This is a genomic window from Parabacteroides sp. AF27-14, assembly GCF_003635425.1.
Classification (GTDB): Bacteria; Bacteroidota; Bacteroidia; order Bacteroidales; family Tannerellaceae; genus Parabacteroides; species Parabacteroides distasonis.
Genome location: NZ_QTLZ01000024.1, coordinates 1 through 15333, shown reverse-complemented (window position 1 = coordinate 15333; position 15333 = coordinate 1). Strand labels below are relative to the sequence as shown.

Here is a 15333-nt window from a genome sequence, read left to right as displayed (position 1 = left end):
ATGATACAACAAGAATCAAGACTAGTAGTAGCAGATAACAGTGGAGCTAAGGAAGCTTTGTGTATCCGTGTTTTGGGCGGTACGAGAAAGCGTTATGCCACTGTAGGTGATGTGATCGTAGTAGCAATCAAAAGCGTAATCCCAGCTAGCGACGTTAAGAAGGGTGCTGTTTCTAAGGCTATCATCGTTCGTACTAAGAAAGAGATCCGCCGTCCGGATGGTTCTTATATCCGTTTCGATGATAACGCTTGCGTATTATTGAATGCCGGTGGCGATATCCGTGGTAGCCGTATCTTCGGTCCGGTTGCCAGAGAGCTTCGTGCAACAAACATGAAAATTGTATCACTTGCACCTGAAGTGCTTTAATCTCGTAAAATTTAAAGTAATGAGTAAATTACATATCAAAAAAGGCGATATAGTATTTGTTAATGCCGGCGAGGACAAAGGTAAGACAGGTCGTGTTTTACAGGTACTTGTAAAAGATAATCGTGCGATTGTCGAAGGTATTAATGTGGTATCAAAGCATACCAAGCCTAATGCGAAGAATCCTCAAGGAGGAATCGAAAAGAAGGAAGCTCCTATTCATCTTTCTAACCTTAACGTGGTTGACCCGAAATCTGGTAAAGCTACACGTATCGGCCGTAAGTTGAATGAGAAGGGTGCTTTAGTGCGTTATTCTAAAAAATCAGGGGAGGAAATTAAGTAATGAGCAATACTGCCAGTCTTAAGAAAGAATACCAAGACAGAATTGTTCCTGCCTTAACGAAGGAGTTCGGTTACAAATCCGTGATGCAGGTACCTGTTTTGAAGAAAATCGTGATTAATCAGGGATTAGGTATGGCTACGGCTGACAAGAAGATCATCGATATCGCTATCAGCGAGTTGTCTACGATCACCGGTCAAAAAGCTGTCGCTACCGTATCTAAAAAGGATATCTCTAACTTTAAGTTGCGTAAGAAGATGCCGATCGGTGTGATGGTGACATTACGTCGTGAGCAGATGTACGAGTTCTTGGAGAGACTTGTTCGTGTCGCTCTTCCTCGTATCCGCGACTTCAAGGGAATTGAGAGTAAGTTAGACGGAAGAGGCAATTATACACTCGGTATTCAGGAACAAATCATTTTTCCTGAAATAAATATCGATAATATTACCAAAATATTGGGAATGAATATTACCTTTGTGACCTCTGCGAAAACAGACGAAGAAGGTTATGCTCTTTTGAGAGAATTTGGATTGCCTTTTAAAAACGGAAAAAAAGACTAAGTAGTTATGGCTAAGGAATCAATGAAGGCCCGTGAGGTTAAAAGAGCAAAGCTTGTTGCTAAGTATGCCGCTAAAAGAGCTCAGCTTAAGGCAGAAGGTAACTATGAGGCTTTGCAGGCTTTACCTAAAAATGCTTCTCCTGTACGTTTGCACAACCGTTGCAAGATTACAGGACGTCCGAAAGGGTATGTACGCCAGTTCGGTATTTCTCGTATCCAATTGCGTGAAATGGCATCTAATGGTTTAATCCCGGGTGTAAAGAAAGCAAGTTGGTAAGAGTTTTTTTAGTTTAAATATTGTCCGGGTGGCCGGATCAATTTAATTAATTATTTATATGACAGATCCTATTGCAGATTATTTGACAAGATTGCGTAACGCAATCAAAGCGAAGCACAGAGTTGTTGAGGTGCCGGCGTCAAATTTAAAGAAAGAGATCACTAAGATCCTTTTCGACAAGGGCTACATTCTTAATTTTAAGTTTGTAGAGGATGGTCCTCAAGGTACGATCAAGATCGCCTTGAAGTATGACCTAGTAAACAAAGTTAATGCGATTAAGAAACTTGAGAGAGTTTCTACGCCCGGTTTGCGTAAGTACACTGGTTACAAAGAAATGCCGAGAGTATTGAATGGTTTAGGTATTGCTGTTCTTTCTACTTCTAAAGGTGTGATGACTGACAAAGAGGCCCGCGATCTGAAGATCGGTGGCGAGGTATTATGTTACGTTTATTAATTAGGAGGGAAGAAGAATGTCAAGAATAGGAAAATTACCAATTCATGTACCGGCTGGTGTTACAGTTACAATTAAGGATAATGTAGTAACAGTTAAAGGCCCTAAAGGTGAACTTGTACAGGAAGTGAATCCTGATATTAACGTTACTTTGGAAGACGGAGTTATCCATTTAACAAGACCTACTGATGATAAGAATCATCGTGCGTTACACGGTTTGTATCGCTCTTTGATCAACAACATGGTTGTTGGCTGCTCAGAGGGATATAAGAAGGAGCTTGAGTTAGTAGGTGTTGGTTACCGTGTTTCAAATACAGGTCAGTTATTGGATCTTTCTTTAGGTTATACTCACAATATCTATTTGCAGTTGCCGAAGGAAGTGAAAGTTGAGACGAAGTCTGAGAGAAATAAGAACCCTCTTATTATCCTTGAATCGGCTGACAAACAATTATTAGGTCAGATTTGTGCGAAGATCCGTTCATTCAGAATGCCTGAACCGTATAAAGGTAAGGGTATTAAGTTCGTGGGTGAAGAGATTCGCAGAAAGTCTGGTAAGTCAGCAGGTAAGTAATCTACGTAAACTGAAATTATCATGACAACGAAGCTAGAAAGAAGATTAAAAATAAAAGCAGGCGTACGCGGCAAAATCTCAGGAACTACTGAGCGTCCGCGCCTGACTGTGTTTAGAAGCAACAAGCAAATCTACGCACAGGTGATAGATGATACTACAGGCAAGACTTTAGCCGCTGCTTCATCTTTGAAATTAGATGTTAAGGCTCCGAAAAAGGAGATCGCTGCTAAGGTTGGTGAATTAATCGCTAAAGGCGCTCAGGAAGCTGGCGTTCAGACAGTGGTTTTCGACCGTAATGGTTACCTGTATCACGGGAGAATTAAAGAATTAGCAGATGCTGCACGTAACGGCGGCCTTAAATTTTAATGAAGATGGCAAATAATAGAGTTAAATCGACCAACGACTTAGAGTTGAAGGACAGACTGGTTGCAATCAACCGTGTAACTAAGGTTACAAAAGGTGGACGTACATTCAGTTTTGCTGCTATCGTTGTAGTAGGAAACGAGGATGGTATCGTTGGCTGGGGATTAGGTAAAGCCGGTGAGGTAACGACAGCTATCGCTAAAGGTGTAGAAGCAGCTAAGAAGAACTTGATCAAGGTTCCGGTACACAAAGGTACGATCCCTCACGAACAATTAGCTAAATTCGGTGGTGCTCAAGTGTTGATTAGACCGGCATCTCACGGTACCGGTGTTAAGGCTGGTGGTGCTATGCGTGCCGTATTGGAGAGCGTAGGTATTACAGACGTTTTGGCAAAATCTAAAGGTTCTTCCAACCCTCATAACTTGGTGAAAGCTACTATCGCTGCGCTAGGTGAGTTGAGAAGCCCGTTCGATGTTGCTCAGAACAGAGGTGTTGCTGTTGAAAAAGTATTTAGAGGTTAATTAGGGAGGATAAGTTTATGGCAACTATTAAAGTAAAGCAAGTTAAAAGTAGAATTAAATGCCCGAAAGACCAAAAGAGAACGCTTGACGCACTAGGGCTGAGAAAGATGAACCAGATTGTAGAGCATGAAGCTAATCCGGCGATCTTAGGTATGGTTGAGAAAGTGAAACATTTGGTTTCTGTAGAAAAGTAATAATTGGTTGAAAAAATAAATTATACGATATGAATTTATCAAATTTAAAACCGGCTGAAGGATCTACCAAGACCAGAAAAAGAATCGGACGTGGTCCGGGTTCAGGATTAGGCGGAACTTCAACAAGAGGTCATAAAGGTGCCAAGTCTAGATCTGGCTACAAGAACAAGATTGGTTTCGAAGGTGGTCAGATGCCTATTCAAAGACGTTTGCCTAAATTCGGTTTCAAGAATATTAACCGTGTAGAATATAAAGCTATTAATATCGATACTTTGCAACAAATGGCAGAGGCTAAGCAATTGACTAAGATTGGTATTAATGAATTGATGGAGGCTGGTTTCATCTCTTCTTCTCAAGTGGTTAAAATTCTTGGTAACGGTAGCTTGACCGCTAAGTTAGAGGTTGAGGCTCACGCTTTCTCTAAGAGCGCAGAGGCAGCTATCCAAGCCGCAGGTGGAACAGTCGTTAAACTCTAAGTCATGAGAGCTGTTGAAACAATCAAGAATATCTGGAAGATTGAGGATCTGAGAAATCGGATCCTCACCACTCTTTTATTGGTGGCTATATACCGTTTTGGTACGTATGTAGTGCTTCCGGGTATCGATCCCAAAGCGTTGACCGCTTTACAGGAGCAGACAAGAGGCGGATTGCTTGCACTGTTGGATATGTTCTCAGGTGGAGCCTTTTCTAACGCATCTATTTTTGCGTTGGGAATCATGCCATATATCTCCGCTTCAATTGTTATGCAGTTGTTAGCCATCGCAGTTCCTTCTTTCCAAAAATTGCAGAGAGAGGGTGAGAGTGGCCGTAGAAAAATCAATCAGTGGACTCGTTACTTGACGATAGCGATCTTGTTATTCCAAGGTCCTACTTACTTGGTGAATTTAAGCGTTCAGCTTAAGGCTGCCGGCGCTGCTTTACCGGGTGGTATTTGGTTCACGATCTCATCTACGATCATTTTGGCTGCGGGAAGTATGTTTATCTTATGGCTAGGTGAAAGAATTACAGATAAAGGTGTTGGAAATGGTATTTCATTTATCATTTTAGTTGGTATTATAGCCCGTCTGCCGCACTCTTTGTTCCAAGAATTCGTTTCTAGAACAAGTGAGAAAACCGGTGGTCTGGTTATGTTCTTATTTGAGATGTTGTTCCTTTTGCTTGTTATCGCTGGTGCGATCTTATTGGTACAAGGTACTCGTAAGGTCCCCGTGCAATATGCGAAAAGGATTATCGGTAATAAACAATATGGTGGCGCGCGTCAGTATATCCCTTTGAAGGTGAATGCCGCTAACGTAATGCCTATCATCTTCGCTCAGGCGATCATGTTTATTCCTATCTCAATTGTAGGTTTCTCTAGTACGGGAGAGCAGAGCGGTTTTTGGGCTGCTTTCATGGATAATACGGGTTTTTGGTACAACTTCGTGTTTGCGGTGTTGATTATCCTGTTTACGTATTTCTATACGGCTATCACGATCAATCCGACCCAGATGTCAGATGATTTGAAGAGAAACAATGGTTTTATTCCGGGTGTGAAACCGGGTAAGAATACCAAAGACTATCTGGATACCATTATGGACCGTATTACTTTGCCGGGTGCTTTTTTCCTTGCGTTGGTTGCTATCATGCCCGCTTTCGCTAGAATTGCCGGTGTAAGTATGGAGTTCTCCCAATTCTTTGGTGGTACATCTTTGTTGATTTTGGTTGGTGTGGTGTTGGATACATTGCAGCAAGTTGAAAGTCATTTGCTAATGCGTCATTATGACGGTTTGTTGAAGTCAGGAAGAATTAAAGGCCGTACAGGCTCTGTTGCCGCTTATTAATAGAATGATCTATTTAAAGACAGATGAAGAGATTGAGTTGATGCGTGAGGCTAATCAACTGGTGGGTAAGACACTTGGCGAGGTCGCTAAGCGTATTGCTCCCGGAGTCTCCACACTTCAACTTGATAAGATTGCGGAAGAGTTCATTAGAGATAATGGTGCTGTTCCGGCTTTTTTGGGATATGGTGGTTTCCCTAATTCAATATGTGCCTCAGTGAATGATCAGGTGGTGCATGGTATTCCTTCTTCTAAGATGATCTTGAAAGAGGGTGACGTGATCTCTGTGGATTGTGGGACGATATTGAATGGTTTTGTCGGTGACTCCGCTTACACTTTCTGTGTAGGTGAGGTTGCGCCGGAAGTGAAGAAATTGTTGAAAGCGACGAAGGATTCACTTTATTTAGGTATCCAATGTGCTGTTGAAGGTCACCGTTTGGGTGATATCAGTAATGCGATTCAGACTTATTGCGAGTCTCAAGGTTACTCCGTCGTAAGAGAGCTGGTGGGACATGGTATAGGTCGGAAAATGCATGAGGAACCGGAAGTGCCTAATTATGGCAGACGTGGATGCGGACCGTTATTGCGTAACGGAATGTGTATCTGCATCGAGCCGATGATCAACATGGGAAGCAAGAACGTTGCATTTGAGAAAGACGGATGGACGGTTCGCACAAAGGACAGAAAGCCTTCTGCTCATTTCGAGCATTGTATCGCTATACGTCCGGATGGTCCCCAGATCTTATCTTCATTTAAGTTTTTAGAGGAAGTTCTAGGAGAAAACGCAATTTAATTGGATTTATATGGCTAAACAATCAGCAATAGAGAAAGATGGAGTAATTGTAGAAGCATTGTCAAACGCGATGTTTCGTGTAGAATTGGAGAACGGACATGAAATTACCGCTCATATCTCAGGAAAGATGCGTATGCATTACATTAAGATCCTTCCGGGGGATAAGGTAAGAGTAGAAATGTCTCCGTATGATCTATCGAAAGGTAGAATTGCTTTTAGATACAAATAAAATTAAACACGATATGAAAGTAAGAGCATCTTTAAAGAAGCGTACACCTGAGTGCAAGATAGTAAGAAGAAAGGGTCGCTTATACGTAATTAACAAGAAAAATCCTAAGTATAAACAACGTCAAGGATAATTTATTATTTTTGCAAAATAATCTAAGTAAGTAATATGGCTATAAGAATAGTTGGTGTAGACTTGCCACAAAATAAAAGAGGAGAAATCGCTTTGACTTATATCTATGGTATTGGTCGTAGCGCTGCAAAATCCGTATTAGATAAGGCTGGGGTTGATCGTGATATCAAAGTTAAGGATTGGACAGACGATCAAGCCGCAAAAGTTCGTGAAGTCATTGGCGCTGAGTACAAGGTTGAAGGTGACCTTCGTTCAGAAGTTCAGTTGAACATCAAGCGTCTGATGGATATTGGTTGCTACAGAGGTGTTCGTCACCGTGTTGGTCTGCCTTTGAGAGGCCAAAGCACAAAGAACAACGCTCGTACTCGTAAGGGTAAGAAGAAAACTGTTGCAAATAAGAAAAAAGCTACTAAATAATAAGAGTTAATATGGCAAAGAAAACAGTCGCAGCAAAGAAGAGAAACGTAAAAGTTGACGCTTACGGTCAAGCTCATATTCATTCTTCTTTTAACAACATTATTGTGTCTTTAGCGAATAGCGAAGGACAAGTAATCAGCTGGTCTTCCGCTGGTAAGATGGGATTCAGAAGCTCTAAGAAGAATACTCCTTATGCAGCTCAGATGGCAGCACAGGATTGCGCTAAAGTAGCTTATGATCTTGGTTTAAGAAAGGTGAAAGTATTCGTTAAGGGTCCGGGTAACGGTCGTGAGTCCGCTATCAGAACGATCCATGGCGCAGGTATCGAGGTAACAGAAATCGTTGATGTTACACCGCTTCCTCATAACGGATGTCGTCCTCCGAAAAAGAGAAGAGTATAATTAATTATAGTTTCTTAAACATTGAATCCGGAATTGTGAATAGATTGCATATTGACCTTATCCTCTCTGTAATCGCGGCTGCACGGTTCCAGATTCAAACAGAACATTTAAAAAAATAAAAAAATGGCAAGATATACTGGACCAAGAACAAGAATTGCCCGTAAGTTTGGTGAGGCAATATTCGGTGCGGATAAAGTTCTTTCTAAGAAGAACTATCCTCCTGGACAACATGGTAACTCCAGAAAAAGAAAGACTTCTGAATACGGTATCCAGCTTCGTGAGAAGCAAAAAGCAAAATACACTTATGGCGTATTGGAGAAGCAATTTAGAAACTTATTCGAAAAAGCTTCACGCTCTAAAGGTATTACCGGTGAGGTGCTTCTTCAATTGTTAGAAGGCCGTCTTGACAATATGGTTTATCGTTTGGGTATGGCCCCGACAAGAGCCGCAGCTCGTCAGTTGGTTTCTCATCGTCACATTACAGTAGACGGAAGTGTTGTAAACATTCCTTCTTACTCTGTAAAACCCGGTCAGGTTATTGGTGTTAGAGAAAAATCTAAATCCATGGAGGTTATTGCCGACGCATTGTCAGGCTTCAACCACAGCAAGTATCCTTGGATTGAGTGGGATCAGTCTTCAATGAGCGGAAAATTACTGCATCTGCCGGAAAGAACTGACATTCCTGAAAACATTAAAGAGCAGTTGATCGTAGAATTGTATTCTAAATAATAATTGATTTCCATGGCGATATTAGCATTTCAAAAACCCGATAAAGTATTAATGTTGGAAGCGGACAATTTCTTCGGAAAGTTTGAATTTCGTCCGTTGGAACCCGGCTATGGTATTACAATAGGTAATGCTTTACGTCGTATTCTCCTGTCGTCACTTGAAGGTTTTGCTATTACATCCATTAAGATCGACGGGGTTGACCATGAATTTGGTACAATCCCGGGTGTTATCGAGGATGTAACAAACATTATCTTGAATCTGAAGCAAGTTCGTTTCAAGCATATCGTAGACGACATCGAGAATGAAAAAGTGAGTATTACTGTTTCGGGTTCGGAAGTGTTCAAAGCCGGTGATATTGGTAAGCAACTGACTGGATTCGAGATATTGAATCCAGATTTGGTTATTTGCCGCTTGGATCCGACCGCAAGTTTCCAGATTGAATTGACTATTAATAAAGGTCGCGGTTATGTACCCGCAGATGAGAACAGAGACCCGAACGCAGATATGCATGTGATCGCTATCGACTCTATCTTCACTCCGATACGTAACGTAAAATATTCAATCGAGAACTTCCGTGTTGAACAGAAGACGGACTACGAGAAGTTGGTTCTTGAAATAGCCACAGATGGTTCTATTCATCCGAAGGAAGCGTTGAAGGAAGCAGCGAAGATTCTGATTCATCATTTCATGTTGTTCTCAGATGAAAAGATTGCGATCGAGACAGCGGATACTGAAGGCAATGAAGAGTTCGATGAAGAAGTACTTCATATGCGTCAGTTGCTTAAGAGCAAGCTGGCTGATATGGACCTTTCCGTTCGTGCATTGAATTGCTTAAAGGCCGCAGATGTTGAAACATTAGGTGAGTTGGTTAAGTTCAATAAGAATGATTTGTTGAAATTCCGTAACTTCGGTAAGAAGTCGCTCACTGAACTTGATGAACTGCTTGAGAGCTTGAACCTTTCATTCGGTATGGATATCACAAAATATAAATTAGATAAAGAGTAAGTAAACGATGAGACATAATAAGAAATTCAATCATTTAGGTCGTACAAATACTCACCGTGACGCAATGCTTTCGAATATGGCTTGTTCTTTGATCAAGCATAAGAGAATCTTTACTACGACAGCAAAGGCAAAAGCGCTACGTAAGTATGTAGAACCACTTATCACGAAGTCTAAGGAGGATACAACTCACTCTAGACGTGTGGTATTTAGCAATTTGCAAGACAAATTTGCTGTAACAGAGTTGTTCAAGGAAATTGCTCAGAAGATCGGTGATCGTCCGGGTGGTTATACCAGAATCATCAAGACTGGTAACCGTTTAGGTGACAACGCAGCTATGTGCTTTATTGAGTTAGTAGACTATAACGAAAATATGTTGAAGGATACAGCCGCTAAGAAAGCTCCTAAAACAAGACGTTCTCGTAAAAAAGCAACAGCAGCGGTTACTGAGGCTCCTGCAGCTGAAGCAGCTAGCGAGGAAAAAGCAGCTGAATAAGCAAGTTTTTTACAATCATATAAGAAAAGCGATTCGTATCACACGGATCGCTTTTTTTGTTTATTAGCGAATTGATAAATTTGATGAGTTATAAGGAACATTCCTTGCTTGGCTATTGTTATATTTGTGAAAAAGAAAAGTAAGACATCATTGAACAACTAATAAAACAAATATAGTAATATGGAAATTGTAAAAGTAGTAGGTAGAGAGATCCTTGATTCACGTGGCAACCCGACAGTAGAAGTAGATGTACATTTGACTTCCGGCGCATTCGGTCGTGCGGCTGTACCTTCTGGCGCCTCTACCGGCGAGAACGAGGCTATCGAGTTACGTGATGGCGATAAAAATCGTTACGGTGGTAAAGGTGTTCTTCGTGCCGTGGATAATGTAAATAAGGTAATCGCTCCCGCCATTTTAGGTATGAGCGCCTTGAATCAAAGAGAGATAGACCATAAGTTGCTGGATTTGGATGGTACAAAGACAAAATCAAATCTAGGAGCTAACGCTATGTTAGGTGTATCGCTTGCCGTAGCGAAGGCAGCGGCTAATTATCTGGATCTGCCTTTATATCGTTATATCGGAGGAACAAATACTTATGTGTTGCCGGTTCCTATGATGAACATTATCAATGGAGGTTCTCACTCCGACGCTCCGATCGCCTTTCAAGAATTCATGATCCGTCCGGTAGGTGCGAAGAGTTTCCGTGAGGGGCTTCGTATGGGCGCAGAGGTTTTCCATGCGTTGAAGAAAGTATTGCACGATCGTGGCTTGAGCACGGCTGTAGGTGATGAGGGCGGTTTCGCTCCGGCATTGAATGGTACGGAAGATGCCTTGAATTCTATTATGGCCGCTATCAAAGCCGCTGGATATGAGCCGGGCAAGGATGTGACGATAGCCATGGATTGCGCTGCTTCCGAGTTTTATCACGATGGTGTGTATGATTATACGAAATTCGAGGGTGAGAAAGGCGCTAAGCGTAACGCCCAGCAACAAGTCGCTTATCTGAGTGAGTTGGTGAATAAATACCCGATTGATTCTATCGAGGATGGTATGGACGAGAATGACTGGGCCGGTTGGCAAATGCTAACCTCCACGCTAGGCGGAAAATGCCAGTTGGTAGGTGATGACCTGTTCGTTACAAACGTAGAGTTCTTGAAGAAAGGTATCGAGAAGGGTTGCGCGAACTCCATCTTGATCAAGGTAAATCAGATCGGTACATTGAGCGAGACATTAGACGCTATCGAGATGGCCCACCGTAATGGCTACACATCCGTGACTTCCCACCGTTCCGGTGAGACAGAGGACGCTACGATCGCAGATATCGCCGTAGCTACCAACAGCGGACAGATCAAGACCGGCTCATTGAGCCGCTCCGATCGTATGGCGAAATACAACCAGTTGCTTCGTATCGAGGAGGAATTGGGTTCCTTAGCTGTTTATGGTTATAAGACTTATAAGAAGTGAAAAAACGGGGCAAGCCTACTAATCGATAGCCGGCCTGCCCCTAACATTTAATGATTATAAATCTATTGCCCTAAATAAGAGAGTGAATGTTGTATCTCTTCTCTAGAGACCGAGAAGTTCCTGTTCCCGGCCAATTTATTTAATACGAGTGTGCCTATGTTTTCTGCGCTTTCCTTATCCGGGAACGCAATTACCGTATCAATAGAGGGAATGGTGGGTTGGTAAATCAACACCTTTCCGTTCATCCTAATCTGGTACCCCCAGCCATCCCCCGATTGAAACGTTTGCAACTCCAGTTGCCGCCCGGGAGAAGACCCCATTTCTTCACCCCGGAAAAAAGATAAATAAAACAGTAATACCGGCAGTACCACTAGGCCCGGTACGAACCAAGCCCGTCCTTTCTTAGTACTCATCATCGTCATATTCATTCGGGTGAAGTTCCCAAATATCATCAAATTGAGTGATACCACTTTTGCCGGATACTACGAATCCTTTCTCGCCAGAGGAGAAAGATGCTGTCGCCGTACGGGCAGTTCCCTTGAATTTAGCCACGTTTTCCCATAGATCGGTGGCCGGATAATATTTCCAAGTGTCGCTACGTAGGCTTCCGCTCTCACCGCAAGTCAGATAAGCGGCTCCATCAATCACGAAAGCAACCCCGTTCGTACGTGTGATCGTATAATCATCGTCATAATCCTCGTCCGAGGAATCCGATATATCCCTAAGTTGGGTCCATGATTCCGTGCTGGGATCGAATTTCCAGAAATCGTCTACATATTCGCCGTTATTTTGTCCGCAACATACATAAGCGATTCCATTTATCACGAAGCTGGTAGCGCCCTGACGCTTTGTCCCGCCGATACTGATCGTTTGCGTCCAGCTATTTGCCGCCGGATTAAAGGCATAAAAGTCTTTTAGGTAATTCCCGTCGTATCCGCATCCGATATACGCTTTACCGTTTACCCCGAAGGCTACGGCTCCATATCGGCCCGAGCCGGGGAAATCCGCTTTCTGTGCCCACGTATTGGTGGTCGGGTTAAATTCCCAGAAGTCATTCAAGTAATTGGTACCGTCGTATCCGGTTCCCAGATATCCCTTTTCATCTACCGCCATAGCTACGGCCGAATTGCGGGCGGTTCCGGGAAAGTCCGCCTTTTGCGTCCAAGTATCTCGTTCCATATCATATTCCCAACAATCCGATAAACGATTTTTTCCGTCGTTTCCGCAAATCAGATATCCTTTGTTACCGATCGTGAAAGAGGAGGCGTAATTTCGCGCCAATCCGTCCATGTCAGAGACACGGTACCACTTACCGATCAAATCATCGTCATCATCATCACTGCAAGCGCTGATGATGACAGGAAGAAAAGCGATCAAGAATACAAGAATCCTTTTGTGTATCATTCTAACTACGTGTTTTGTTTTTACGGAAGCAAAAGAACGAGGGTTTTACGAGACCCACAAATTAAATCGGTAAACATACGGTTTTTATCGGTGAATAAGCCGGATTTATAGGTTAGGGCCTCGAATGGTTTTGAAATCGGTTTCATCTTCAGTATCGGGCCGTTTACAGAGGAAACCGGTGGGTTCATGGGTTTATCTTGCCGGGTTTTGCGCTAAATACGTTCTTTGCCATCGGATTGATAAAAGATTATTCGCTTATTAAATAAGAAGTATGGTTAGAACATTCTTTGCTTTGGGGTGCTTGATGCTCTGTCTGGGACTGTTTTCCTGTTATGACGAGAACGGTACGTATGGCAGCGATCTGGTGGACTCCGCTTTCCGTAACGTTCGTATAGATACCAGCACGGTCGTAGTGACCTCGGTATTGATCGACTCGTTGGAGACATCCGGTAAGAACGTCGCTTTGGTAGGCCGGTACAAACATTCATTATGGGGAGTCGTCTCGTCGCATAGCTTTATCGCTTATGAGAGACCGAGCTATGGGACTGATCCGGACGAGACGGTCGTACTGGACTCGCTAGTCCTGTCTCTCGCTTTCGATGGTCGCTTTGTAGGAGACACGACCCTCCAACAAACCCTCTCGATTTATCAGCTAACGGAGAAGATTGTCTTAAACGATAACGGGTACTTATATAATAATAGCAGTGTCTCTTACGCTCCCGAGGCTTTGGCGGTCTGCTCATTTAAACCGAAGCCGAAGGGCGGGGAGAAACTGGAAGTCCGTCTACCCGATGCGCTAGGGCAAGACCTCTTGTCCCGTTTTCACACGCAGGATCAAGCGGTGTCCGAGGATCGCTTTGAGGACTATTTCAAGGGGGTGGCGATCGTGCCGGACTTGGCGGGAAGCGAGTCTCTGCTGACTTTCACGGTAGCCGATTCCTCCGCCGCTTTAGTCCTGCATTATCATTTATCCGATGAGCTTTCCACGGAGAAGGAATTATGGTTCTTCCCAAATACGGATACCCAGTTCAATCATATCGACCATGACCGTAGTGGAACGGATATGGCAGGATATCCGATGAAAGGAGTGGAGATACCTTCGGCTGAGCTTAGTAACCGGGGCGTATTATTCGGAGGCTTGGGTTGGTATACCCGTCTGGAATTCCCGTATTTGAATAATCTGATGCAACAAGGCACGCAAGTGGAGATCGAGAGCGCTTTACTTAAGATTTATCCCGAGCAAGGCACTTATTCGGATTACAATACCTTGCCGGACAGCCTCTACCTTTATATCGCCGATGAGAATAATGTGGTGACGGATGCCGTGACCGATTATCTCGGTTCCGAGGTTCAACGAGGTACGCTATCGGAAGACAATACGTTTAACGAGAACACCTATTATTATTTCGACGTGACTCAATTCATGCAAGAGGAGCTAGGTGCCTTTGGCATGTATAAACATAATCTTCAGTTGGTTTTTAATAGTGATGATTACACCGGCACGTTCAAGAACTTGACGTTTAACGATCAGGGAGGACGTAACCCGGTCACCCTACAACTCATTTATAAGGTCTATGAAAGTTACTAGATACCTTCTTTACCCTTGCCTCTTGATGGCGGCAAGCGCATCTGCGCAGAATGCGATGACTTCCTCACCTTACTCGATGTTTGGACTGGGTGAGATGGCTTCCGGTTTATATGGTCAAAATACCTCGATGGCGGGTGTCACTGTCGGCATGCGGGAAGGGATGCTGATGAATATAGAGAATCCTGCCGGATTGACGGCGTTGGATAGTTGTAAGTTGTTCTCTGAGGCATCTGCCTTCGTGAAGAATGAGCGATACCGCTCAGACGGGAGCTCTAGCAACGCATTCACCGGAAATTTCTCCGCTTTCTCATTGGGAGGGCGTATTATGCGACGGTGGTATATGTCCGCCGGGGTAACTCCTTATAGTTTTGTTGGGTATTATTTTAAGTCCTCGCAAGAGTTGGAAGGATCTCCCGGAACCTTTGTAACCAGTACGTTTTCGGGGACAGGCGGACTTTCCAAGGCTTTCCTCTCCCAAGGTTTTTCATTGACCAAGCATCTATCAGTCGGTATGAATCTTAATTTTATCTTCGGAAATATGACACAGAATGAGATACAAAGTGCGATGACAGTGTCAAGGGAGATGTCCGGCCGCTCTTTTTACGCCGATTTCGGTTTACAATATCATCGTCCGATCGCCCGGGAAACCTTTCTAACGGTCGGCGCCATTTACGGTTATAAGCAACGGATCTCATTGAAAAATACGGTGACGGTGACGGGAAGCAGCACGGAAACCCCCTATAACCAGAAAAGGGTGACACAATATCTACCTCAATATATAGGCATCGGTAGCTCATTGGCGCATAAAAAATGGACGTATGCGTTGGACTATCTATTCCGGCAATACGGGGTATTGAACTCGAGCGATAGCCGGGTAAAGTTCCGGGATTCGCATGAGCTGCGCTTGGGCGTATGCTATTTCCCGAATGGATTTAGCTCCAGCAGTTATTGGAAACGGATGTCTTATAAAGCGGGTGTTTCTGTTTCCACGCCTTACCTGCGGTTGAAAGGACAATCCGGCGGGGCGTATCGGGTAAGCGTCGGCTTGGGATTACCCGTCCTGAATGGCCGTATCAATACGGCGTTTTATTACGATCGTCTCCAATTGCAAGGGAATGCGTTGCGAAGAGATATCATGGGCTTTACGGTGACCTATACATTAAGCGAGAAGTTCTGTCTTATGCTGATATAGGTAGACACATTCAATAACAATAAAATGTGTAAT

24 protein-coding genes are annotated in these 15333 nt (G+C 43.4%); 22 read left to right on the top strand and 2 right to left on the bottom strand.

Features of this window, described 5'->3' with window-relative positions; translation table 11 throughout:
- The 20 genes from rplN to eno all read left to right on the top strand — a co-directional run bounded on the left by rplN (position 1) and on the right by eno (position 11116).
- Positions 1-366, top strand: coding sequence for a 50S ribosomal protein L14 (rplN, locus tag DWY79_RS18670; RefSeq protein ID WP_005853982.1), 366 nt, complete (start codon positions 1-3; stop codon positions 364-366).
- A 19-nt stretch (positions 367-385) separates the two neighbouring features.
- On the top strand, positions 386-706 hold the full coding sequence (gene rplX, locus DWY79_RS18665) for a 50S ribosomal protein L24 (RefSeq protein WP_005853984.1): 321 nt from the start codon (positions 386-388) through the stop codon (positions 704-706).
- Complete coding sequence (gene rplE / locus DWY79_RS18660; protein WP_005853986.1) at positions 706-1263, top strand: 50S ribosomal protein L5; 558 nt, start codon at positions 706-708, stop codon at positions 1261-1263. The genes rplX and rplE overlap by 1 nt, the downstream gene beginning before the upstream one ends.
- 6 nt (positions 1264-1269) lie before the next feature.
- Complete coding sequence (gene rpsN / locus DWY79_RS18655) at positions 1270-1539, top strand: 30S ribosomal protein S14 (RefSeq protein ID WP_005853988.1); 270 nt, start codon at positions 1270-1272, stop codon at positions 1537-1539.
- 58 nt (positions 1540-1597) lie between these two features.
- On the top strand, positions 1598-1993 hold the full coding sequence (gene rpsH / locus DWY79_RS18650; protein WP_005634758.1) for a 30S ribosomal protein S8: 396 nt from the start codon (positions 1598-1600) through the stop codon (positions 1991-1993).
- A 16-nt stretch (positions 1994-2009) separates the two neighbouring features.
- Positions 2010-2561: a 50S ribosomal protein L6 gene (rplF, locus tag DWY79_RS18645; protein ID WP_005853990.1), complete on the top strand. Its 552-nt coding sequence runs from the start codon at positions 2010-2012 to the stop codon at positions 2559-2561.
- Between the two features lie 21 nt (positions 2562-2582).
- Positions 2583-2927 carry a 50S ribosomal protein L18 gene (gene rplR, locus DWY79_RS18640; protein ID WP_005853992.1) on the top strand — a complete coding sequence of 115 codons (345 nt, stop codon included), beginning with the start codon at positions 2583-2585 and terminating at the stop codon, positions 2925-2927.
- The gene (rpsE, locus tag DWY79_RS18635) at positions 2927-3445 is read left to right on the top strand and encodes a 30S ribosomal protein S5 (protein WP_008773758.1); all 519 of its coding nucleotides are present in this window, start codon (positions 2927-2929) and stop codon (positions 3443-3445) included. The genes rplR and rpsE overlap by 1 nt, the downstream gene beginning before the upstream one ends.
- Positions 3446-3462: 17 nt before the next feature.
- Complete coding sequence (rpmD, locus tag DWY79_RS18630; protein WP_005853996.1) at positions 3463-3639, top strand: 50S ribosomal protein L30; 177 nt, start codon at positions 3463-3465, stop codon at positions 3637-3639.
- 29 nt (positions 3640-3668) lie between these two features.
- Entirely contained in the window at positions 3669-4115 is a 447-nt protein-coding gene (gene rplO, locus DWY79_RS18625) for a 50S ribosomal protein L15 (RefSeq protein ID WP_005853999.1), read from the top strand.
- 3 nt (positions 4116-4118) lie between these two features.
- Complete coding sequence (gene secY, locus DWY79_RS18620; protein WP_005854004.1) at positions 4119-5459, top strand: preprotein translocase subunit SecY; 1341 nt, start codon at positions 4119-4121, stop codon at positions 5457-5459.
- Positions 5460-5463: 4 nt separating this feature from the next.
- Positions 5464-6249 carry a type I methionyl aminopeptidase gene (gene map, locus DWY79_RS18615; protein WP_122370026.1) on the top strand — a complete coding sequence of 262 codons (786 nt, stop codon included), beginning with the start codon at positions 5464-5466 and terminating at the stop codon, positions 6247-6249.
- A 10-nt stretch (positions 6250-6259) separates the two neighbouring features.
- The gene (infA, locus tag DWY79_RS18610) at positions 6260-6478 is read left to right on the top strand and encodes a translation initiation factor IF-1 (protein ID WP_005854007.1); all 219 of its coding nucleotides are present in this window, start codon (positions 6260-6262) and stop codon (positions 6476-6478) included.
- A gap of 13 nt (positions 6479-6491) precedes the next feature.
- On the top strand, positions 6492-6608 hold the full coding sequence (gene ykgO, locus DWY79_RS18605; RefSeq protein ID WP_005645768.1) for a type B 50S ribosomal protein L36: 117 nt from the start codon (positions 6492-6494) through the stop codon (positions 6606-6608).
- A 35-nt stretch (positions 6609-6643) separates the two neighbouring features.
- Entirely contained in the window at positions 6644-7024 is a 381-nt protein-coding gene (gene rpsM / locus DWY79_RS18600; RefSeq protein ID WP_008779937.1) for a 30S ribosomal protein S13, read from the top strand.
- An 11-nt stretch (positions 7025-7035) separates the two neighbouring features.
- Positions 7036-7425 (top strand): 30S ribosomal protein S11, encoded by a 390-nt coding sequence (gene rpsK / locus DWY79_RS18595; RefSeq protein WP_005634781.1) that lies wholly within the window; start codon positions 7036-7038, stop codon positions 7423-7425.
- 123 nt (positions 7426-7548) lie between these two features.
- Positions 7549-8154, top strand: coding sequence for a 30S ribosomal protein S4 (gene rpsD, locus DWY79_RS18590; protein WP_005867123.1), 606 nt, complete (start codon positions 7549-7551; stop codon positions 8152-8154).
- 12 nt (positions 8155-8166) lie between these two features.
- Positions 8167-9159 (top strand): DNA-directed RNA polymerase subunit alpha, encoded by a 993-nt coding sequence (locus DWY79_RS18585; protein WP_005867125.1) that lies wholly within the window; start codon positions 8167-8169, stop codon positions 9157-9159.
- 7 nt (positions 9160-9166) lie between these two features.
- Positions 9167-9652 (top strand): 50S ribosomal protein L17, encoded by a 486-nt coding sequence (gene rplQ, locus DWY79_RS18580; RefSeq protein WP_005867127.1) that lies wholly within the window; start codon positions 9167-9169, stop codon positions 9650-9652.
- 180 nt (positions 9653-9832) lie between these two features.
- Positions 9833-11116, top strand: coding sequence for a phosphopyruvate hydratase (eno, locus tag DWY79_RS18575; RefSeq protein WP_122370024.1), 1284 nt, complete (start codon positions 9833-9835; stop codon positions 11114-11116).
- A gap of 62 nt (positions 11117-11178) precedes the next feature.
- On the opposite strand, the gene DWY79_RS18570 is transcribed toward eno, so the two are convergent.
- Together DWY79_RS18570 and DWY79_RS18565 are read right to left on the bottom strand one after the other, a co-directional pair.
- Positions 11179-11532, bottom strand: a complete 354-nt coding sequence (locus DWY79_RS18570; RefSeq protein WP_008778715.1) for a DUF4907 domain-containing protein — start codon at positions 11530-11532, stop codon at positions 11179-11181.
- On the bottom strand, positions 11519-12520 hold the full coding sequence (locus tag DWY79_RS18565; RefSeq protein WP_121961720.1) for a kelch repeat-containing protein: 1002 nt from the start codon (positions 12518-12520) through the stop codon (positions 11519-11521). The genes DWY79_RS18570 and DWY79_RS18565 overlap by 14 nt, the downstream gene beginning before the upstream one ends.
- Before the next feature lie 271 nt (positions 12521-12791).
- Here DWY79_RS18565 and DWY79_RS18560 point away from each other — a divergent pair, with 271 nt between their 5' ends.
- Together DWY79_RS18560 and DWY79_RS18555 are read left to right on the top strand one after the other, a co-directional pair.
- Positions 12792-14108 carry a DUF4270 family protein gene (locus tag DWY79_RS18560; RefSeq protein WP_122145360.1) on the top strand — a complete coding sequence of 439 codons (1317 nt, stop codon included), beginning with the start codon at positions 12792-12794 and terminating at the stop codon, positions 14106-14108.
- On the top strand, positions 14095-15300 hold the full coding sequence (locus tag DWY79_RS18555) for a hypothetical protein (RefSeq protein ID WP_122370022.1): 1206 nt from the start codon (positions 14095-14097) through the stop codon (positions 15298-15300). The genes DWY79_RS18560 and DWY79_RS18555 overlap by 14 nt, the downstream gene beginning before the upstream one ends.
- Positions 15301-15333: the final 33 nt, after the last annotated feature.